The 19808-nt window shown below is 47.0% G+C and carries 17 protein-coding genes; 16 read left to right on the top strand and 1 reads right to left on the bottom strand.

The window, feature by feature from the left end; all coding sequences use genetic code 11:
• Position 1: 1 nt before the first annotated feature.
• From GXO74_05460 to GXO74_05385, 16 genes are all read left to right on the top strand, one after another.
• Positions 2-721, top strand: a complete 720-nt coding sequence (locus GXO74_05460; protein NOZ61108.1) for a segregation/condensation protein A — start codon at positions 2-4, stop codon at positions 719-721.
• A complete protein-coding gene (gene scpB / locus GXO74_05455) occupies positions 714-1403 on the top strand; it encodes an SMC-Scp complex subunit ScpB (protein NOZ61107.1) in 690 nt (229 codons plus the stop codon). Before GXO74_05460 ends, scpB begins: the two co-directional genes overlap by 8 nt.
• Positions 1384-2100 carry an rRNA pseudouridine synthase gene (locus tag GXO74_05450; protein NOZ61106.1) on the top strand — a complete coding sequence of 239 codons (717 nt, stop codon included), beginning with the start codon at positions 1384-1386 and terminating at the stop codon, positions 2098-2100. The genes scpB and GXO74_05450 overlap by 20 nt, the downstream gene beginning before the upstream one ends.
• Positions 2087-2782, top strand: coding sequence for a (d)CMP kinase (locus GXO74_05445; protein NOZ61105.1), 696 nt, complete (start codon positions 2087-2089; stop codon positions 2780-2782). The genes GXO74_05450 and GXO74_05445 overlap by 14 nt, the downstream gene beginning before the upstream one ends.
• Positions 2779-3648, top strand: a complete 870-nt coding sequence (locus GXO74_05440) for a 4-hydroxy-3-methylbut-2-enyl diphosphate reductase (protein ID NOZ61104.1) — start codon at positions 2779-2781, stop codon at positions 3646-3648. The genes GXO74_05445 and GXO74_05440 overlap by 4 nt, the downstream gene beginning before the upstream one ends.
• Positions 3649-3677: 29 nt before the next feature.
• Positions 3678-5933, top strand: coding sequence for a 30S ribosomal protein S1 (rpsA, locus tag GXO74_05435; GenBank protein NOZ61103.1), 2256 nt, complete (start codon positions 3678-3680; stop codon positions 5931-5933).
• Positions 5934-6020: 87 nt separating this feature from the next.
• Positions 6021-7331 (top strand): tRNA (N(6)-L-threonylcarbamoyladenosine(37)-C(2))-methylthiotransferase MtaB, encoded by a 1311-nt coding sequence (mtaB, locus tag GXO74_05430; protein NOZ61102.1) that lies wholly within the window; start codon positions 6021-6023, stop codon positions 7329-7331.
• A gap of 206 nt (positions 7332-7537) precedes the next feature.
• Positions 7538-8854: a tRNA (N6-isopentenyl adenosine(37)-C2)-methylthiotransferase MiaB gene (gene miaB, locus GXO74_05425; protein ID NOZ61101.1), complete on the top strand. Its 1317-nt coding sequence runs from the start codon at positions 7538-7540 to the stop codon at positions 8852-8854.
• A gap of 22 nt (positions 8855-8876) precedes the next feature.
• Positions 8877-9209, top strand: coding sequence for a LapA family protein (locus tag GXO74_05420; protein NOZ61100.1), 333 nt, complete (start codon positions 8877-8879; stop codon positions 9207-9209).
• 15 nt (positions 9210-9224) lie between these two features.
• The gene (locus GXO74_05415) at positions 9225-10367 is read left to right on the top strand and encodes a tetratricopeptide repeat protein (GenBank protein NOZ61099.1); all 1143 of its coding nucleotides are present in this window, start codon (positions 9225-9227) and stop codon (positions 10365-10367) included.
• Positions 10368-10409: 42 nt separating this feature from the next.
• Entirely contained in the window at positions 10410-11264 is an 855-nt protein-coding gene (locus tag GXO74_05410; protein NOZ61098.1) for a tetratricopeptide repeat protein, read from the top strand.
• Positions 11257-11598, top strand: a complete 342-nt coding sequence (locus tag GXO74_05405) for a hypothetical protein (GenBank protein ID NOZ61097.1) — start codon at positions 11257-11259, stop codon at positions 11596-11598. Before GXO74_05410 ends, GXO74_05405 begins: the two co-directional genes overlap by 8 nt.
• Before the next feature lie 141 nt (positions 11599-11739).
• Positions 11740-13317, top strand: coding sequence for a GMC family oxidoreductase (locus tag GXO74_05400; protein ID NOZ61096.1), 1578 nt, complete (start codon positions 11740-11742; stop codon positions 13315-13317).
• Between the two features lie 21 nt (positions 13318-13338).
• On the top strand, positions 13339-14961 hold the full coding sequence (locus GXO74_05395; protein NOZ61095.1) for an aldehyde dehydrogenase family protein: 1623 nt from the start codon (positions 13339-13341) through the stop codon (positions 14959-14961).
• A 37-nt stretch (positions 14962-14998) separates the two neighbouring features.
• Complete coding sequence (locus GXO74_05390; protein ID NOZ61094.1) at positions 14999-16207, top strand: molybdopterin molybdotransferase MoeA; 1209 nt, start codon at positions 14999-15001, stop codon at positions 16205-16207.
• A 298-nt stretch (positions 16208-16505) separates the two neighbouring features.
• Entirely contained in the window at positions 16506-17651 is a 1146-nt protein-coding gene (locus GXO74_05385; GenBank protein NOZ61093.1) for a saccharopine dehydrogenase, read from the top strand.
• A gap of 173 nt (positions 17652-17824) precedes the next feature.
• Here the strand turns inward: GXO74_05385 and GXO74_05380 are convergent, their stop codons facing one another.
• Positions 17825-19756, bottom strand: a complete 1932-nt coding sequence (locus tag GXO74_05380; GenBank protein ID NOZ61092.1) for a T9SS type A sorting domain-containing protein — start codon at positions 19754-19756, stop codon at positions 17825-17827.
• Between the last annotated feature and the right edge of the window lie 52 nt (positions 19757-19808).

The raw sequence follows: 19808 nt of genomic DNA, 5'->3' as shown, positions 1-19808 counted from the left end.
AATGGCTTATCGCGTCAAATTGAGAAATTTTGAGGGTCCGCTGGATCTTCTGTTATTTTTAATTAAAAAAAATGAAGTCGATATTTACGATATTCCAATGGCGGACATTACTCGCCAATATTTGGAATATGTGGAAATAATGAAGCTTCTGGATCTGGAAGGCGCGAGCGAATTCATTTTGCTGGCGGCGACGCTGATTCGCATCAAAGCCAGAATGTTGCTGCCCAGACCCGAACCGGAAGATGACGAGGATGTTATCGATCCCCGTCTGGAATTAGTGACCCGTTTGCTGGAGTACAAGCGTTTCAAAGAAGTAGCCTTCAAACTCGCAGATTTTGAAGAACGGCGCGGCCAACTTTACAATCGCGGCTATCTGGAAGAATTTCAAGCGCCGGAAGACGACGGCGTTGAACTGGGCGAGAATGTCAATCTTTTTACGCTGGTTTCCACTTTCAAGCAGGTGCTGGATCGGCTCCCAAAAGTGACGTACCACGAAATCGCGGATGTAAAGATCAGCGTGGACGAGCAAATTGATTATGTCCTCGGTCAGTTGGCTGAAAATAAATCGATTTCATTTTATGATTTGATGATTCAAATGGGCGATCGGTTGCGCGTTGTGGTGACATTTATTGCCTTGCTGGAGTTGGTGAGGCGCGGACTAATTGTTATGCGACAATCGGTTCCCTTCGGTGAAATTTGGATAGCGAGGAAAGGTGATTGATTTATCAAAAATAAAACCAGCGGTTGAGGCGTTGATTTTTGCGTCGGACGGACCGGTCACCGAGAGCCGTATTCGGTCAGTGATCGAAGAATTGTCGCCGTCTCAAACGCAGCGGATAGTGGAAGAGTTGAATCAGGAATACGAGCGGCAGAATCGCGCTTTTCGAATTCAACGCATCGGCGGAGGTTTTCAATTTGTCACTTGCGCTGAATTTGCGCATTACATAAAAAAATATTACAAGGGGCGTAGCCGCGGGCGTTTGTCCAAAGCCGCTCTGGAGACTTTGGCGATTATCGCCTTTAAGCAACCCATCAGCCGGCCGGAAATTGATCTGATTCGCGGCGTGAATTCAGATGGCGTGGTGAGAACTTTGTTGGAGAGAAATTTGATTCAGATCTCCGGACGCGCCGAAACTGTGGGGCACGCGCTTTTGTACACCACCACGCAGGAATTTTTGCAGCATTTTGGCATTAATGATATTTCGGAATTGCCAAGGCCCAAGGAAATCGAAGAATTGCTGGGCAGCGCACAGGAGGAATTGCCGCTCGATCTGGCTGAATCCGAAGAAATCGATGAGAAAATAGCGGAACAAATGTCGATTCTCGACGGCGGCGACGAGTTATCGCCGGAGGAAGAGCAGCCGCAAAATTCAGGTGAGCCCGATGAAGAAGAGACTGAATAAATTTCTCTCCGAGTGCGGTGTTGCTTCCCGACGAAAATGTGACGTGCTCATTCAGACCGGGCGGGTAACTGTGAACAACGAAGCTACCGTAGCGGGCGTTATTGTTGATGATGAAAAAGATGAAATCCGCGTTGACGGAAAGCGAATTCATCTTCGCGAAAGGAAGCGATATATTTTGCTGCACAAACCGCGCGGAGTAGTAACAACGGTTTCAGACGAGCGGGGCAGAAAAACAGTGTTGGATTTGATTCCTGACGTGGGAAGGCTTTTTCCGGTGGGACGTCTGGACCGGGATTCTTCCGGCGCTTTGATTCTGACCAACGACGGCGAATTGGCTTACGGATTGACGCACCCGAAATTTGGGATTGAGAAAGTTTATCACGCATTGTTAGTGAAACCAATTTCTGCGGCGAACGTTAAAAAAGTTGCTGCGGGAATTATGCTGGAGGACGGCATTGCGGCGCCAGCCGGATTTCGTGTTTTGAACCGGGAGCGGACAAAGGTTGAGCTCATTTTAGTGGAAGGTAGAAATCGCGAAGTGCGGCGGATTTTTGAAGCCGTGGGAAATCGCGTGCGGCGGCTGAAACGATTTCAGTTTGCTTCGCTGAAGGTTAACAAATTGCGGCCCGGCGAGTATCGATTTTTGACAAAAAATGAAATAAAAGAGCTGAAAAATTTAATAGATGAGCAAAGATAGTAATGTGATAGCCATCGACGGTCCGGCAGGTTCGGGGAAAAGCACCACCGCCAGACTGCTGGCGCGGAAATTGGGTTTTTTGTATCTGGATACCGGCGCCATGTATCGCGCGTTGACGCTAAAAGCGTTGCGTCGGCGAATTGATTTGGATTCTGAAACAGAGCTGGAAATTTTATTTGAAAATACGTCGATTGATTTGTTGCATCAGAACGGTCGCTTGCGCGTCTTGCTGGACGGCGAGGACGTTTCCAGAGAGATTCGTTCTGCAGAGGTGTCGGATAACGTTTCCAGAGTAGCGGCCAAAAAGGCTGTTCGCGAGCGGATGGCGCTATTGCAGCGGGAATTCGCCCAAAAAGGAAATGTGATCGCCGAGGGGCGCGATATTGGGACGGTGATTTTTCCTGATGCAAAGTTGAAAATTTTCCTTGTGGCGTCTATTGAGGAAAGAGCGCGAAGACGTTTTAAGGAAGGCAATAGCCCAAGCGAATCAGCGAAATTGAAAGAAATGGCGGAGAATTTAAAAAAAAGAGACGAAGCGGACAGCGGGCGAGAACACAGTCCGCTCTTGAAAGCCGCTGACGCAATTGAAGTTGATACGACAGCGCTGACGATTGAGCAGCAAGTCGATCTGATTGCCCAACTCTGGGAAAAGAAGAAAAGTGAGGACGAGACTCGACAGTGATGGAGGTTCGTATTGATCCATACGCAGGTTTTTGTCCCGGAGTGCGCAGGGCGATTCGAATGATTGAAAATGAAATTGAATCGGGCGAGCCAGTCGCGGCGTTGGGGGCTCTGATACATAATGATCGTGAAATTGAACGATTGAAACGGTTGGGATTGGTTGCCGTTGATCAGGAAGCTTTCAAAACGGGGCAGGTTGATAAGAGTAAAATTTCCGGGAGAAAATTGTTCATTCGCGCTCATGGAGTTTCTCCGCAATTGCGCCAAAAAATTGAATCGAGAAAAATCGAATATCTGGATGGGACGTGCGGACTGGTGAATCGCTCGCAGCGGATTGTTGAAGATTTTTACCGGCAAGGATATCAGATTGTCATCGTAGGTAAAAAAAACCATCCGGAAGTGGAGGGATTGCTCGGTTTTTGCAACGGAGAAGGAGCGGTCGTTTATCAACCAGGAGATGAGGAAAAAGTAAAACTTTCAGATAAAGTTTTGTTAGTAGCGCAAACGACGATTGATGTGGCGCGTTTTGACTACTTTCAAAAAAAGTTAGAGAAGGGAGTTGATAATCTTATCGTAAAAAACACAATTTGTCCGGTAGTCACCAATCGGCAGCGTCATGTTGTTGAATTTGCAGCGTCCAACGATGTGATTATTTTTGTCGCGGATGTGCACAGTTCAAATTCACAGGTTTTATTTAATTTGTGTCAGCAAAGAAATCCGCGTTCCCATTTTGCGACGACGCCGGATGAGTTGAAAAAGGATTGGTTCAAGGGCGCGAAAACTGTCGGATTGACCGGCGGGGCGTCAACGCCAGTCTGGCAATTGGAAGAATTCAAACAACAAATCACTAAAACATTAACCAATTAACCCGGTAATTTTTCAGGAGGTATTTTTAAATGGCAGATTTAACCGATGATCAATCTCAGAACATTAATCCTGAGATTGAAGACGAGAAAGAGGTTCTGGAGGGAGGTGATTCAACAAACGCTAACGAGCCAACCCAAGAAGAAACAGCGACACCTGAACGGAGAGTTTACAAGTTGGAGGAGTTGACAGAAGAGAAAGAATATTCGGACGATGAATTTGAAGAACTCCAAAAACTTTATGAAGATACAATCAGCGATTTCGTCGAGGGCGAGCTGGTCGTTGGGAAAATTCTGGCAATCAGTGATAAAGAAGTCACTGTTGATATTGGATTTAAATCAGAAGGAACCGTTCCGTTAGAAGAGTTTTCCAATCGCGATGAACTCAAAGCTGGCGACGACGTTGAAGTATTTTTGGAAAACATCGAGGATGTGGACGGACAATTGATTCTGTCCCGCAAGAAAGTCGATTTTATTCACAACTGGGAGCGGATTGTCAATTCTTACGAGAGCGGCGAGATTTTGCAGGGACGATGCATGAGACGAATCAAAGGCGGTATTGTGGTTGATCTCGGCGGCGTGGATGCATTTCTCCCCGGATCGCAGATTGACGTGAAACCAATTCGCGATTTTGACGCTTTCATCGGCCAGACGCTGGATTTTAAGGTTGTGAAAGTGAATCAACGACGCAAGAATATCGTTGTTTCTCACCGCGCTTTGGTCGAAGAGGAAATGAAAGAACAGCGCGAAAAGATTCTCGAAAATCTGGAAAAAGGACAGATTCTGGAAGGAACAGTCAAAAATATTACCGATTTTGGCGTGTTCATCGATCTCGGCGGCGTAGATGGCTTGTTGCATATCAATGACCTATCCTGGGGGCGCATCAACCATCCGTCTGAAATCGTCTCGCTCGATCAAACGATCAAAGTGAAAGTGCTCGATTTCAACGATGAAAAGAACCGAATTTCGCTGGGCTTGAAGCAATTGCAACCGCATCCGTGGGAAAATGTGGCGGACAAATATCCCGTTGGCTCGGTCGTCAAGGGCAAAGTCGTCAATATTTCCGATTATGGGGCATTTGTCGAGTTGGAAAAAGGAGTGGAAGGATTGATTCATATTTCGGAGATGTCCTGGACTCAGCACATCAAGCATCCGTCCAAAGTCGTGACTGTCGGGGAAATTGTGGAAACGAAAATTTTGAATATCGATCCCGAAGATAAAAAAATATCACTCGGTTTGAAACAATTGGAACCGGATCCGTGGGATAGTTTGGAAGATAAATATCCGGTCGCTTCGCGGCATGAAGGCATTGTGCGGAATCTGACCAATTTTGGCGCCTTTATCGAGTTGGAGGAGGGTATTGACGGGTTGATTCACATTTCCGATTTGTCATGGACAAAGAAAATTCGTCACCCCGGAGAAGTGCTCAAAAAGGGCGACACCGTCGAAGTCGTGGTCCTCAATGTCGATCGCGAAAATCGTCGCATCTCGCTTGGCTACAAGCAAACCACTGATAACCCGTGGGACACATTGGAGAGCAAATACAGTCCGGGAACAGTGACTAAAGGCAAAATCGTTCGCCTGATCGAAAAAGGCGTTATTGTTGAATTACCAGACATTGTCGACGGATTTGTTCCGTTGTCTCATTTGACCAAGCCAAATTTGAAAAAGCCGGCTGATGGTTACAAAGTGGACGATGAATTGGAACTGTGTGTGTTGGAATTTAACAAAGACGCCAAGAAGATCGTTTTGTCCGAGAATGTTGACTATGCATTGAGTTTGCTTCATCAAAAAGAAACGGTCGCCGCTGTTCCCGAAGAGAAAGAAGTCGGGGAGCTTTTTGCCGAATCCGCCAAAGAAACTAAATCCAAGGAAGCGGTGAAGGAAAAAACCGAGGCGGCTCCGGAAGCCGCGGAAATAACTGAAGCTGAAGCCCCGTCAGAGGAAACAAAAGCGGAAGCGGAGAAAGCAGCAGAGACGACTTCGGAAACCGAAGAGAAAGCGGAAGAAGCAAAACCAGAAGAAAAAACAACCCCAAAAACCAAGAAAGCGAAAGCGGAACCGGAACCGGTTACTGAAACTCCGGCTGAAGAAAAGAAGGAAGAAGTTTCCCCCGAATCCGCTGAAGCTGCGGAGAAAAAGCCGGCGAAGAAAGCGGCAAAAAAGACAACAACGAAAAAAACAACGCGCAAGAAAAAGACCGAAGAAAAACCGGCTGAAGGCGCGGATGAACAGGCTGAAAAGTCCGAAGATGCAGCAGCGGAGACGGATACGGAAAAACCGGAATAATTGCTGTAATATTGGAAAATAACCTTCTGCAGGCGCAAAATTTTTGCCTGTGGAAGGTTTTTTTATGTCGTTTACTCTGGAAATAGAATGAAGAAGATTAGTTTTTACACCTTAGGCTGCAAATTAAACCAGTCCGAATCAGCGATCATGGCGGAGCAATTTCGCGAACAAGGGTACGAGGTAGTCCCTTTCGGTAAAAAAGCCGATGTCTGCGTCATCAACACCTGCACGGTGACGGCGAAGACTGACTATCGCTGCCGCCAGATGATCAGACGGGCGAAAAAATTGGCGCCGGACGCAAAAATTGCTGTTGTCGGCTGCTATGCGCAGTTGCATCCGGAGACGATTCGGGAGATCGAGGGCGTGGATTTCATTTTGGGCAGTGACCGGAAATTCGATCTTTTGCCCATGCTGGAAACAATCGCTGACGCAAACGAAGCCATCGTTGAAAAATCTGACAACAAACAATTTCAGGCGCCGGCGAGCGGCTATTTCTGGAATCACACGCGGGGATTTTTGAAAATTCAGGACGGCTGCGATAATTTTTGTGCCTACTGCGCCGTCCCCCTGGCGCGAGGCAGGAGCCGCAGCGATCATCCGGACGAGATTCTGGCTCATGCCGAGAAATTGGTCGCCGCCGGACATCGTGAATTGGTGTTGACCGGCGTACACATTGGCATGTACGGAAAAGATTTGCAGCCCCCAGTTACTTTGCTGGACGTGATTAAAAATCTGGAGAAAATTGACGGACTGGAGCGAATTCGTTTGAGCTCGCTGGAGCCGAACGAGATCAATGATGCGCTTTTGGAGCATATTGCCAATTCGGAAAAAATATGCCGTCATTTGCATGTTCCGCTGCAAAGCGGAGATGATGAAATTTTGAAGCGCATGAGGAGGCTTTACCGCAGGCAGGATTTTGTTGAAATCATCCAAAAGATTAAATTTTACTTGCCGCATTGCGGTCTGGGCACGGACGTAATTGTCGGTTTCCCTGGCGAGACAGAAGAACATTTTCAGAACACCGTGGAGATCATCGAAAGCTTACCGTTCACTTATTTGCATGTTTTCAGCTACTCAGTGCGTCCGGGAACTGCCGCGGCAAAATTTTCCGAACAGGTGGATTCTGAAACCATCAAGCGCAGAAGCGAAACGCTCAGAAAAATAGGCAAGCAAAAGAAACAGGAATTTTATCGTTCATTTGTCGGCAAAACTGTGCGTGTACTCTGGGAGACCAAGACAGAAGACGGTTGGATGACCGGATTGACTGCCGAATATGTCCGGGCGAAAGCAAAAGCGGATTTGAAATTTGTGAACAAGTTTGCCTATTTGAAAGTTGAGAAAGCGAGGGAGGATTTTGTTTTGGGAGCAATTGTGGATTTTGATTCAGTTAAGAGATAGAAAAAGCATTTTGTCCGTGCTGAGATAAACAGAAATTTCATCGGAACAATTACCCTGCAATGACATTTCATTCCTAATTACACAGAGTTTTCTCGCCGGTGGCGTTTTTTTCTTTTCTCGAATTACTCGAACGGCATAATAAGTGAACAAATTTATTGACATTTATCCAAAATATTTGTATTATTTATTTTTAACAGGGAACGTTCATGAAGAAAGTCTATTTTGAAACTTATGGCTGCCAGATGAACAAGTATGATTCCGAACTGGTAGCCGGGATTTTAGGACAGCAAGGGTACGAGCTGACGGACAAAGCAGACGAGTCGGATTTAATTTTGATCAATACATGCAGTGTGCGGGAACATGCGGAAACGCGTGTGTTTGGCAGATTAGATGCGCTCAGGCAATTGAAAAAAGAAAAGCAGGAATTGGTCATCGGCGTGATGGGCTGCATGGCTGCGCGTCTGAAAGACGGCATTAGCGAAAATAAGCCGTTTGTGAATTTTGTCGTCAGCCCGGATAACTATCGCTCGATTCCGCAGATTTTGCAGCAGATTGAAAACAACGGCGGTGACAGTCATTTTACGCTGGCGGAATTCAATGAGTACGAAGATTACGGCGATCTTTTTCCGTCGCACACCAGGGGAGTGAATGCCTGGGTGGCGATCATGCGCGGCTGCAATAATTTTTGTTCGTATTGTATCGTTCCCTATGTACGAGGCAGAGAGCGTAGTAGAAAGTTAGACCATGTCATCGCTGAAGTTGAGCGATTGGCTCGGCAGAATTACAAAGAAATCACGCTGCTGGGCCAGAACGTCAATTCCTACCATGACGGTGAATTTGATTTTGCTGATTTGATTCGTCGTGCTGCAAATGTTTCTGGGATTGAGCGCGTGCGATTTGCTACGTCGCATCCCAAAGATTTGTCGGACAAGTTGATTGACGCCATTGCCGGCCACCAGAAAATTTGTAATCACATTCATTTGCCGGTTCAGGCGGGTTCGGATAAAATTTTGAAGGCGATGAACCGCCGCTACACGCGGGAACATTATTTTGGACTGGTCGAACGAGCGCGAGCGAAGATTGAAAATTTAGGGCTTTATACGGACATCATCGTCGGTTTTGCCGGCGAGACAGAAAAAGATTTTCTGGCGACGGTCGATTTAATCAAAAGAATTGAATTCGACGGCGCTTTTATTTTCAAATATTCTCCGCGCGCGGGCACTGCTGCGGCACGTTTGCAGGAAACTTTGAGCGAGGAAGAGAAGGTTGAACGATTGCAATATCTGAATGGAATTCAGGATGAAATTTCTCTGAAAAAAAATCGGAAATTAATTGGAAAAATTGAGACAGTTCTCGTTGAAGGCCCGAGCAAAAAAGCAAAGCCGAATCAGTTAATGGGCAGAACTGATTCCAATAAAATTGTTGTATTCGATAGCGCGGCTCCAATGGAAAATGTGCTTGTCGATGTACGCATTGTTGATGTGAAAGGCCATACTCTTTTTGGTGAACTCTTGAAAAATTGAAAACATTTCTTGTGGAGGAATTATGTGGATCGTTCGATGGATTTTCTGGGTTCTGGCGTTACTATTTTTGATTCTTTTCGCGACACAAAATGCAACTCAAACTGTTACCGTTGAATTTGTCAAGTGGCGCTCTTTGCCCATCCCGTTGTGGATTGTGATGTATCTCTCTTTTTTGGCGGGCATTTTAGTTTGGTTTGCGGGCTCCATTTTTAAAATAGTGCAATTGAAAAGTGAATTCAAAAAATCACAACGCGAAAACAAGATGTTGCACAAAGAATTGGACGAATTGCGCAACATTCCCATCGAAGACGATTCAGATCAGGAAGATGATCTGAATAAAGAACTTTTAGCTTAATCGTGAGGAAAATGGATGGCAACGGAAACTTATATTTTAATTGGTGTCGGATTAATTATTATTTTGCTGATCGCATTCATTCTCATTCGGCGTCGGGGGAGAAAAATTGACGCTTCGCTTGAATACACGACTGCGCTCAACTATTTGATCGCCGGCGACAAGGACGCGGCGCTGGACAAGTTGCGTCTCGCAGTACGGAATGACACGCACAACATCGACGCCTATTTGAAAATCGGCGACATTCTCCGCGAACGGGGATTTTATGATCGCGCGGTTAAAATTCACCGCGGCTTGCTCATTCGGCCCAGTCTGAATGTGGGACAGCGTATCGATATTTTGAAAAGTCTGATTGCTGACTACAAAGAGGCAAAACGATTCGACCGCGCGCTGGTGTTTGCGGATCAATTGGCAGAGTCCGCCAGAAACGAGAGATGGGCGCAGGACTTGCGTTTGAAAATTCAGGAAGCAGCCGGCGATTGGGATCATGCGTTTGAAACGCGCAAAGCTTTGTACAAGAGTAAGGATGCAGAAAACAAAAAAATTCTCGCCCTTTACAAAGTCGAAGCAGGACGCGAGTTGGCGTCTCAGGGAAAAGAGCACGAAGCGCGTTTGAAATTTCGCGAGGCGATAAAATTGGACGGCGGTTGTCCGCCGGCTTATTTGTATTTGAGCGATTCTTACGCTCGCGAAAACAGATTTAACGACGCCCTGACAGAGTTGAAGCGTTTCATTGAGCAGGCGCCGGACAAGGCATATCTGGCGTTTCAGCGCTTTCGGGATGTTTTGTTTCACATCGGAAATTTCGGAGAGGTCGAATCAATTTTTCGCAAGTTACTGGAAAAAGACCCGAACAATGAACCGGTGCGTTTTGCGCTGGCAGATATTTACGAACGCAAGGGCGAACTCCAACGAGCGATTGCTTTGTGCCAGAATTGCCTGGAGAAAAATGCAAATTCGATGCAGGCGAAAAGGTATTTGGCGAAATTTTTGCCTCGCATCGGGAAAACCGACGAAGCGCTGAAATATGCCCTTGAACTTGCCGATGATCTTTTTGAACAGAAAGAGAAATTTTATGCCTGCAAAAATTGCGGACATGTCAGCGAAGAACCGCTGTGGCGATGCCCGAATTGTCTGGAATGGGATACTTTTGTGAGCTAATTTTTTGGCAAATGCCACCGGAATAATTAAACTGAGAAAATAGTGAAGCGATTTTCATTACATCAATTGCTCCTGATATTTTTGTTGTTTTTATTCACTTTGCCGCTACGCGCGCAAAATCAGGACATTGACGAGCGGCTGTTTGAGTGGGTGGAAAATAACAGCCGTGAACAGCTCAAGCAGCGGCTGGAGAAAATTCGTTCCCAATTGCCGGATAGTCCCATTCCGCTTTACCTGGAAGCTTATCTGGAAACCGACGGCGAAAAAGCTGCTGCGATTTATCAAAAAGTCGCTGAAAATTTTCCCGATTCCCACTATGCCGAAGCGGCGATGATGAAATTAGGCGAGTATTTTTTCATCACCAAATCCTATCAACGTGCTCGCTTCTGGTTTGACAAAGTTGTCAAGAAATTTTCCAGATCAAAATATGCGCCGGGCGCCAGCTATTTTTCGGCTGTCTGTTCCCGCATGTTAGGGGACAAAAAGAAAGCTGAAAAGACATTCAAAAAATTCATTAAAAAATATCCGAATCATTTTTTTACAAAAAATGCACAAAGAGCAGTGGAGCAAATGCGTTCCGGCGGCAAGGAACCTGTGATTTCGCCGGAGCCGATTGAAAATATTTTTCAAAAGCCAGAAGCGCCGCCCCAATCCGAAAATCGCCCTTTCACGGTTCAAGTCGGCGCTTTCAGAGATCAAGGGAATGCTTTCCGAATTAAGGAAAAATTGGCCTCTCTGCAATATTCGGTGGAAATTGTGCCGCGCATTGTTTCCGGCAGAAAGCTTTATTTAGTGCGAGTTGGTTCTTTTGCCGACAAACAGCAGGCAGAAAATTACGGCAATTTTTTGCAAGAAAGATTTGATTTGTCATTTCGCGTTGTGAAAAAAAATGATTGAGTATTGTAGTTTTGGCAAAATCATCATTGATGGCGTGACCTACCGCCGCGATGTGATTGTGACGCCGGAGAAAGTGATTCCTGATTGGTGGCGCCGCAAGGGACACGAGTTGTGCGTCGCAGACATTGCGAGCGTGATCGAAAAATATCAGCCGGAACTACTGATTGTTGGCACGGGACAGTTCGGGTTGGTGAAAATTTTGCGGGAAACTCAAGAGTATTTGCAAGGAAAAAGTGTCCGCCTAATTTCCCAGAAAACCGGCAAAGCTTACAAACTTTACAACGAAGCGAGCGGGAAAGCGACAGTCGTCGGGGCGTTTCATTTGACGTGTTAAAAATAGAATTTTCAACAGGAAAATAGTCTGTTATGAAATTTACATCATCACGGTTAATCGCATTTATCTTTCTTTTCCGTTTTATTCTCTACAATCATCCTGCTTTGAAATATCCCTTCTTCCCTTTGACTCGGAGGCCCAATGGAACAAACTTATGATTACGTCATCATCGGCTCTGGTTTTGGCGGCAGTGTGGCAGCGCTTCGTCTGGCTGAAAAAGGGTATTCTGTCTGTGTGATTGAAAAGGGGAGACGCTTCCGCAACGAAGATTTTGCCGACACAAATTGGCAATTGTGGAAATGGCTGTGGCTGCCGCGACTGCATTTCACCGGAATTCAGCAACTCACTATGTTGCACAATGCGTTTATTTTGAGCGGCGCCGGCGTCGGCGGGGGAAGTCTGGTCTATTGCGCCGTTTTGTATGATCCGCCGGATTCCTTTTTTCATGACGGGCAATGGGCGGAATTGAACTCCGACTGGAAGAAAACTCTGGCGCCGTTTTATCGCGAAGCCAAACGTATGTTAGGTGTCACGCAAAATCCGAGATTGTGGAAAAGCGACGAGCTTTTACGGGAGTATGCAAAAGACCTCGGCAGGGAAGATTATTTTTCGCCGACGCAGGTGGGAATGTTCTTCGGCGAAGAAGGGAAGACGGTACCTGATCCCTATTTTGGCGGCAAAGGCCCGAAACGAACCGGCTGCGATCACGGCGGCGGTTGTATGCTCGGCTGCAAAACCGGGGGCAAGAATTCGCTGGATCGCAATTATTTGTATTTGGCGGAACAGTTGGGCGTGAAAATAATTCCGGAAACAGAAGCCACGCTGGTGTCGCAATCGCAAGCTGGAGAGTATTTGGTCGAAACCAGGCGTTCAATCGGAATTTTTCGCGGACGAAAAAAGCAATTCCGAGCGAGAGGAGTGATCTTTGCCGCCGGCGCTCTGGGAACGAATAAGTTACTATTGGAGAGCAAAAGAAAAACCGCTTTGCCGGATTTGTCCGATCAACTGGGAAAAGTTGTGCGCACCAACAGCGAAGTGATGGTGGGCGTGCGGGGCAAAAATCACGACGACCGTTTTTGCGAAGGCATTTCCATTACCTCCAGTTTGTACGTGGACGAAGTGACGCACATCGAGCCGGTTCGCTATCCCGAAGGGGCAGATGCCATGTTTTGGTTGTCAACCCTGGCGACGGACGGCGGTTCGCGATTGACGAGACCGCTCAAGCATTTTTGGAATTGCCTGACTCATCCCATCGATTTTTTGCGTTCGCGCATGCCTTTAGGCTGGGCAAAACACGCGATCATTTTGCTGGTCATGCAATCTCTTGACAATACAATCGAATTTGTCTGGAAAAGACGGTGGTGGTTTCCTTTTGTGCGCAGTTTGAGTTCGAAGGGAACAAAAAAGTCGGCTCCCACTTACATTCCGGCAGCAAATGAAGCGGCGCGTGCCATTGCCAAAAAAATCAACGGCATTCCGCAGAGCGCGGTCACAGAAGTTTTACTGAATCGACCAATGAGCGCCCACATTTTAGGCGGTTGCGTCATTGGCAAAGATTCCGATCACGGAGTTGTTGATAAATGCGGCAGGGTTTTTAATTATGAAAATTTGTACATCGTAGATGGTTCTATTGTGCCGGCAAATCTGGGCGTGAATCCCAGTTTGACGATCACGGCGCTGGCGGAATACATCATGAGTCACATCCCACAAAAAAAGTGAGAAAAATTATTCGGAGGGAGAATGCACGAATTATTACGTTCGGAAGTAGCAGATTCCTATGAATTTGTCTCATACAATCCGGCGACAGAAGAAGAAATAGGCCGCATCCCTTTGCAGACGCGCGAGCAAATAGATGTTGCACTGGAAAAGGCGAATCGGGAATTCAAAAATTGGGCGGAAACTCCGCTCAGAGAAAGGCTGAAATATGTCCGCCGTTTGAAAAACGTCATTTATGACCAGTCCGAAGAAATTGCCACGCTGTTGGCGAAAGAGCAGGGCAAGACGAAGACCGAGGCGCTGCTTAGTGAAATAGCGGCTGTGTTGATGATACTGAAAAAAATTCCCGCCCATGCCAGACAGGTCTTGCGCGAGAAGCGGGCGCCGCATGAAATGATTCTTTTTTCACACAAAAAAAGTAGTTATCGCTTCGAGCCTTACGGCGTGGTTGTGGTCATTTCGCCCTGGAATTTCCCTTTTTCTGTTCCCATTCCCGAGATCGTTTCCGCGATTGTCGCGGGAAATACAGTTATCTTCAAACCTGCGCCGGGTACGCCTTTTATTGGCAAAAAAATTGACGACCTTTTTCGGCAAGCAGGTTTTCCGAAGGGTGTGTTGACTACAATTTTTATCTCAGATGAGGATGCTTCCTACCTGACGAGCCATCCCGGCGTAGACAAAATTATTTTTACCGGCAGCGTGCAAACCGGGACAAAAGTGATGTGTGCTGCGGCCGGGCAACAGTTCTCTGTTTTGTTGGAACTGGGCGGAAAAGACGCGGCAATCGTTGCTGCCGACGCAGATATTGAACGCGCTGCCCGCGGCATTGTCTGGGGTGCGACATTTAATTCGGGACAGGTGTGCGCTTCTGTGGAGCGAGTCTATGTTGAGCGACCTGTCGCCGGAAAATTTATTGCCCAATGCCTGGAAAATATCAAGAAAATTCGTGTCGGTGACCCGCTCTCGGAAAATACAGACGTCGGCCCGATGGAAAATGAGCGCCAGATGCTGCTTGTGCTCAGTCATCTCTCTGACGCGCTGCAAAAAGGCGCGAAATTGCTTTACGGCGGCGAAAGAATTGGAAAGCGGGGTTATTTTTTGCAGCCCGCGCTTCTAATTGATGTGGATCATTCCATGAAAGTGATGACCGAGGAAACTTTCGGGCCGGTGCTGCCAATTATGGTTGTCGATTCCCTAAATGAGGCGATTCGTCTGGCAAACGACGTGGATTTCGGTCTTTCTGCCTACGGCTGGACCGGCAGTAAAAAAACGGCGCGACGAATGATGGAAGAGTTGCAAGCCGGTACGGTGGTGATTAATGACGCCACTTTTTCCTGGGCTGAGCCAAATGCGCCCTGGGGTGGGTTCAAAAAAAGCGGTATTGGCAGAACGCGCGGCATCCCCGGCTTGCAGGAAATGGTGCAGCTCAAATATGTCAGCTACGATAAAGGAAATAACGAGACGAATTTCTGGTGGTTTCCGGCAGACAGCACGTTGAAGTCTCTGTCAGAAAATTCGCTGAAATTTTTATTTGCGAGAAATATCGGAACTCGGCTGAAAGGTTTGTTCAAGTTAATTTCGCAACGCCGGTTTGTGAAAAATTTTCACTGGGGCGCGACATTGAAAAATATCCATAAAGTTTTTTGAAAAGAATTGCGACATTAAATACGAAGGATTTGCCTAAATGACTCATTTTGAAGATGCACTCAGCCGGACAATAGCAGAGAATCCGCGTCTGGCGCCGGTTGAAGTCCCGGTGACTGATGCAATGGAGCGGATTTTGGCGCGCGATGTCATTTCACCGGTCAATCTGCCGCCTTTTTCGCAGGCAAAATCTGATGGCTTTGCTATTAATTCGCAGGACAGTCGAAACAAGAAAGCCGTGCATGAAGTGATTGGAACGGTTTTGGCGGGTAAGTTTCCCGACAAACAACTTCAGCGCGGTCAGGCGATGGAAATCGAAGCTGAAGCGCCTGTGCCGGTAGGCAGCGACGCGGTGGCGCCGATGGATGCCGTGAGAGTGGTTATGGAAGGCGCGCGAGTGGGAATTTTAAAAAAAATACGCAACGGTGAGAATGTCGCTCTTGCCGGAGAGATGCTGGAAAAAGGGGAACTGCTGCTGCCGTCCGGAACATATTTGACACCGCTGGAAATCGGGATGCTGACCATGATTGGCATCGACCGCGTCCGCGTATTTCCGCCGCCCAAAGTCGGCGTGTTGTCTGTGGGCAACGAACTGGTGGAAGTCGGCAAGCGAGTCATCCGCGGTAGATTGTGGGATGCCATCGGTCTGTCGTTAGCGGCGGCGCTTTACGAGTCGGGAGCGCAGCCGGAATATCTCGGGCCGGTGAATCACGAACAAAAAGCTTTTGAAGGCAAACTAAAATCATTGGCCGGTTATCATTTTATTTTAATAACTGGGTTTTCCGGGGAGAAAAGGAAAACACTCATTCTGGATGTCTTGAAAAAATTCGGCGTCAGGTGGCAAATTACAAACATTGGCATGGTCCCCGGCGGAGAAGTCCGGATCGGAAAAATCAAAAAAACAACTGTTTGTCTGCTGCCTGCGGATTTGTTTGAAATTACCGTGTTTTTCGAGGCATTCCTGACACCAGTGTTGCGAACGATGATGGGTTTTCCCTCGCTTTATCCGATGCGCGTCGAAGCGATCCTTGATGATTCTCTTCGGAAAAAAGGGGACTACCATTTGTTTCAACCGGCGCAAATTTCCTTTAAAAATGAGAAAATAGTGGCAAAAAAAATAAGCCCGTTAGGCAAAGGAACAATTTTTGAGCTTGCCCGCAGCAACGGTTTCATCTCCGTTCCCAGGCAGGTGACCAAAGCCAAAAGCGGCAAGCCTGTGGATGTGATTTTGCGGAAACTATTATTTTAAAATTTTGGTTTTTATTTTTTCGGCGTTGCCTTCAAATTGATGACGAAGCTTGAGGTGATTTTTTTCAAACTATAATTATCCCCGGATTTCAAATAATTTTATATGGAAAAAATACTACCGACCGAACAAGTGAGATTTTGAGATGCCAATTGACAACAAATTTTTGAAATTCCTGCCAAAAGAAAACATGCCCAAATATTTCAGCGCTTACATCAATCGCTTCAGCGGACTGTAATTCTTCCGTGTTTTGCCGTCTCTCAAAATTAGTGCTCATTAAAAAAAACACGGAGGTCCCTCAATGAAAGTTGTTGTTTTAGGCGCCGGCCTGGTCGGCGGTCCCCTCGCAATTGATTTAGCAAAAGATGAAAATTTCGATGTGGCAGTTGTCGACAGAGACGAGAAACAATTGCAAGCAATCAAGTCGAAATATTCGGATTTAACTGTTATTCAGAAAGACCTTTCTGATCCCAAGAATGTAACTAATCTGGTGAAGGAATATGATTTTGTGCTTAACGCCATGCCCGGTTTTATGGGCTTTAAAACGGCAGAAGCTATCCTGCGGGCAGGAAAGAGTTCGGTGGATATTTCATTTTATGAAGAAGATCCCTTCCTGCTGGACGATCTGGCGAAAGAGATGAACGTCACCCAGATCATGGACTGCGGCGTCAGCCCGGGAATGAATAACATTCTCATCATGCATGCGGCGCAGCAAATGGATGAGGTCGAAACGGTAATTACTTTCGTCGGCGGTCTGCCGCAGATACGCGAATGGCCCAGCGAATACAAGGCGGTTTTTTCGCCCATCGATGTAATCGAAGAGTACACTCGCCCCGCCAGATATATTGAAAATGGCTGCCAGATTGTCAGACCCGCTTTGTCCGATGCGGAGTTGATCAATTTCCCTGGTATTGGCACCCTGGAAGCTTTCAACACCGACGGGTTGCGAACTTTGGCGCGGACGATCAAAGCGAAAAATATGAAGGAAAAAACGCTGCGCTATCCGGGGCATATTGAAAAAATGATGGTGCTGCGAGAATTGGGATTTTTTAGCAAAGAGAGGACAGTCGAAATCGATGGCGTCAAAATCGCGCCGCTGGACGTGACAGCGCAGGTGATGTTTCCCCATTGGAAATTGAAAAAAGGGGAGGGCGACTTCACTGTTATGAAAATTATTGTCGAAGGCTCCCAAAACAGGAAGAAAATTCGCTACGAGTACGATTTGCTGGACAGGTACGATCGGGAAACGGACACTATTTCCATGGCGCGAACCACGGGCTACACTGCCACAATGGCGCTGCGCATGATCGCAAAGGGGCTCTATGCCGAGAAAGGGATTTCTCCGCCCGAGTATGTAGGCAAATACCCAGAATGCGTGTCGTTCATGTTAAAAGGTCTGAAAGAAAGAGGCGTCATTTACCGCGAGACGATTCGGGAAATTCTCTGATCAATGCCTTTTCCGATTTCATTCAGACTGCATTTTTAAATGCAGAAACGCATTTTTGTCAATCTGCCGCGGAGCCATTCCCGCTGCAATTTTGGAAATGACTCCGACGGCAAATTTGACGCTGATCGATCCGGTTTTGCCACATGCTTTCTGCTATTTTTTTGTAAATTCGATTACCGGATGTAGATGAGCTTTCTCGTATTTGAGTACCAGCCCGCTTTCATCTGATAGAGATAAACGCCCGAGGCAACGGTGCTGCCATTTTTATCGCGACCGTTCCAGGCTGCCGTGTAAGTACCGGCGTCCAATTTTTTGTCGACCAGTGTGATGACTTCTTTTCCCAACAGATCAAAAATTGTGATTCTGACATTACAGGTTCGGTCAAGCTGATATTTGATTTCCGTGCCCGGATTGAACGGGTTGGGGTAATTCTGGAAAAGTTCGGTTTTTTGGGGCAATACTTTGTCCAGATTCGCCAGTGTCGGCAGGGCGCCAGCTTTGATGTTTCCTTCGTTGAAAATGGCACGCTCAATTTCCAATAAATTGCCTGAATGATTTTTTGTGTCCTTCAGTTTGAATTTCAATACGACCAACTCTGTTTCCGAAGAGAGCGGCTTGCCGCTTGCCATCGCCAGGGAAATTTCACCGTGATCGTCGTTGAATGCCATTTCGCAGTCGGAGCAGCTTTTCCCTGATTCAGCGCTTTCAAAAGAAATCTGCGCCGCGTCGTAGCGAAATTTCAACTCCGCGGCGAACAAATCTCCGCTGATCTGCAGTTGAAGCGGAATCGTCAATTTTCCCGGAGTCGGCTTTTCAATTTTTCCCCAGCCCAAAGTTGCCGAACCGGAAGCCGCCCTGGGCAGATTTGCCAGCATTTTTCCGCCCGGCGACCAGTTTCCTGTGACGTCGCCGTAAACGATGCCGTAAAAATTCTGTTCGGTCTGATTCGAATTGAGCGGCGCGTAAGAGATGGAATCGGGCGCTGCGTTCCAATTGGTCTCATTAATGGCGAAACTAACCGGTACAAAAGTCCAATCTTTCGCCACCGGAAACTCATCAATTAGCCCGACCAACAACCGCAAAATGTAAGAAGCGTCGAAAGCGGAGACAGAGCCGTTTCCGGAAACATCAGCGGCAATCATCTGGTACGGCGTCAAATTGATCAATCCCACGACTTTTTGTAAAATAAAAGCTGCATCGTAGGCGCTGATGGCATTGCCTAATTCGCCAGCTTTTGTGGGAAATAAATTGTAATTTCCACCGGGCACATTGGAGAAGCTAAACTCTCCCTGCTCCGAAGTGCTCGCTGTTCTGCCGTCAAGTGTGACCGTTGCGTCCGGCACCAGAGATTCGTTGCCGAAGTAGCTAATTGTACCGGAAACGAGATAGCCGGGCTGCACCGCAAGCGAGCCGTTGAAAAAATTAAGGGCAGCGCCGCGAATGTCAGACAAATTGACCGTGGTCAAAAAAGTGTGGCTGGCGTCACTGTCAAAGGCAAGCACCGAGGTTCCGGTATCGCCAACGACCTCAAATCCCAGCAAAACGACTTCCAGTGAATCCCCGGAAAAACTCGCTTGGCCACCGCCGGAAATTTGCACCAGCACATTTTCGTTGGCGCCGGACGCTGTCGGATCAAACGGCAGATTCTCATTGGTCTGGCTAACGCTGAATCCGGAAAGTCCGCCGCCGATTTGCGCGCCGACAAATTTGATGACGGAAGAATCATATTCCACCACAAACTGCGCAATGCCAATGGCTGAATCCGTACTCACAAAAACAGGCACATAAACTGTCTCACCGCTCCCGCCAACTGTATCAGGCAAGGAAAGTTCAGCAACAATCTGAACCTCTGCATACGCCTGATTTAAATATCCTCCCATCACAGCAAAATTTGCACTGCTTACCTCACCAATGACGCCGACCTGCCCCACAGATTGGCTGATCTTGTACTGGCTCGACTGGATCTCTCCGCCGGCTTCGGACATTGTAGAAGTGGTGATTTTGGAATTGGAACTGCCCACTTGGGCGTAGCTTTGAATACCGGGAAAGAATAACAAAGCGTATAAAATGAGCGATTCTATTAAGATAAATTTTAATCGATTCATTTTTTTCTCCATGACTAAAATTGATTAGAAGAATTAAGAAAAATAAAATCAG

It is taken from the genome of Calditrichota bacterium (assembly GCA_013152715.1).
Classification (GTDB): Bacteria; Zhuqueibacterota; Zhuqueibacteria; order Thermofontimicrobiales; family Thermofontimicrobiaceae; genus 4484-87.
The sequence above is the reverse complement of the archived record's forward strand: the minus strand, read 5'-3'. Positions and strand labels throughout refer to the sequence as shown.

Excerpts from the sequence above, each read along its gene's own strand:
- GXO74_05460 (NOZ61108.1), top strand. The coding sequence starts at position 2 with ATGGCTTATCGCGTCAAATTGAGAAATTTTGAGGGTCCGCTGGATCTT.
- GXO74_05450 (NOZ61106.1), top strand. The coding sequence starts at position 1,384 with ATGAAGAAGAGACTGAATAAATTTCTCTCCGAGTGCGGTGTTGCTTCC.
- GXO74_05445 (NOZ61105.1), top strand. The coding sequence starts at position 2,087 with ATGAGCAAAGATAGTAATGTGATAGCCATCGACGGTCCGGCAGGTTCG.
- rpsA (NOZ61103.1), top strand. The coding sequence starts at position 3,678 with ATGGCAGATTTAACCGATGATCAATCTCAGAACATTAATCCTGAGATT.
- mtaB (NOZ61102.1), top strand. The coding sequence starts at position 6,021 with ATGAAGAAGATTAGTTTTTACACCTTAGGCTGCAAATTAAACCAGTCC.
- miaB (NOZ61101.1), top strand. The coding sequence starts at position 7,538 with ATGAAGAAAGTCTATTTTGAAACTTATGGCTGCCAGATGAACAAGTAT.
- GXO74_05420 (NOZ61100.1), top strand. The coding sequence starts at position 8,877 with ATGTGGATCGTTCGATGGATTTTCTGGGTTCTGGCGTTACTATTTTTG.
- GXO74_05415 (NOZ61099.1), top strand. The coding sequence starts at position 9,225 with ATGGCAACGGAAACTTATATTTTAATTGGTGTCGGATTAATTATTATT.
- GXO74_05405 (NOZ61097.1), top strand. The coding sequence starts at position 11,257 with ATGATTGAGTATTGTAGTTTTGGCAAAATCATCATTGATGGCGTGACC.
- GXO74_05400 (NOZ61096.1), top strand. The coding sequence starts at position 11,740 with ATGGAACAAACTTATGATTACGTCATCATCGGCTCTGGTTTTGGCGGC.
- GXO74_05395 (NOZ61095.1), top strand. The coding sequence starts at position 13,339 with ATGCACGAATTATTACGTTCGGAAGTAGCAGATTCCTATGAATTTGTC.
- GXO74_05390 (NOZ61094.1), top strand. The coding sequence starts at position 14,999 with ATGACTCATTTTGAAGATGCACTCAGCCGGACAATAGCAGAGAATCCG.
- GXO74_05385 (NOZ61093.1), top strand. The coding sequence starts at position 16,506 with ATGAAAGTTGTTGTTTTAGGCGCCGGCCTGGTCGGCGGTCCCCTCGCA.
- GXO74_05380 (NOZ61092.1), bottom strand. The coding sequence starts at position 19,756 with ATGAATCGATTAAAATTTATCTTAATAGAATCGCTCATTTTATACGCT.